Source organism: Teichococcus globiformis, from assembly GCF_042646265.1.
Taxonomy (GTDB): domain Bacteria; phylum Pseudomonadota; class Alphaproteobacteria; order Acetobacterales; family Acetobacteraceae; genus Pseudoroseomonas; species Pseudoroseomonas globiformis.
This window is the reverse complement of the sequence record NZ_JBHRTN010000025.1, coordinates 1-860: the sequence shown is the minus strand read 5'-3', so window position 1 is coordinate 860 and position 860 is coordinate 1. Positions and strand designations below refer to the sequence as shown.

Genomic DNA, 860 nt, shown 5'->3' with positions numbered 1-860 from the left:
ATGGCGAAAGCTAAGTTTGAGCGGAACAAGCCGCACTGCAACATTGGCACGATCGGGCATGTGGACCATGGCAAGACGTCGCTGACGGCGGCGATCACCAAGGTTCTGGCCAAGTCGGGCGGTGCGTCGTTCACGGCGTACGACCAGATTGACAAGGCGCCCGAGGAGCGTGCGCGCGGCATCACCATCTCGACGGCTCACGTGGAGTACGAGACGGCGAACCGGCACTACGCGCATGTGGACTGCCCGGGCCACGCCGACTACGTGAAGAACATGATCACGGGTGCCGCGCAGATGGACGGCGCGATCCTGGTGGTGTCGGCGGCGGATGGCCCGATGCCGCAGACGCGCGAGCACATCCTGCTGGCGCGCCAGGTTGGCGTGCCGGCGCTGGTGGTGTTCCTGAACAAGTGCGACATGGCCGATCCCGACCTGCTGGAGCTGGTGGAGATGGAGGTGCGCGAGCTGCTGTCCTCCTACCAGTTCCCGGGCGACGACATTCCCATCGTCAAGGGTTCGGCGCTGATGGCGCTGGAAGACAAGTCGCCGGAGCTGGGCGAGCAGGCGATCCTGAAGCTGATGGAAGAGGTTGACGCCTACATTCCGCAGCCGGAGCGCCCGAAGGACCTGCCGTTCCTGATGCCGATCGAGGACGTGTTCTCGATTTCCGGCCGCGGCACGGTGGTCACGGGCCGGGTGGAGCGCGGCATCGTCAAGGTGGGCGAGGAAGTCGAGATCGTTGGCCTGAAGGACACCGTGAAGACGACGGTGACCGGCGTCGAGATGTTCCGCAAGCTGCTGGACAGCGGCGAGGCGGGCGACAACATCGGCGCGCTGCTGCGCGGCACGAAGCGCGAGGA

The 860-nt window shown here is 65.6% G+C and carries 1 protein-coding gene; it reads left to right on the top strand.

Annotated features, from left to right (window positions below; translation table 11 throughout):
• On the top strand, nt 1-860 hold an 860-nt coding region (gene tuf / locus ACFOD4_RS19610), incomplete at its 3' end, for an elongation factor Tu (RefSeq protein WP_379599190.1).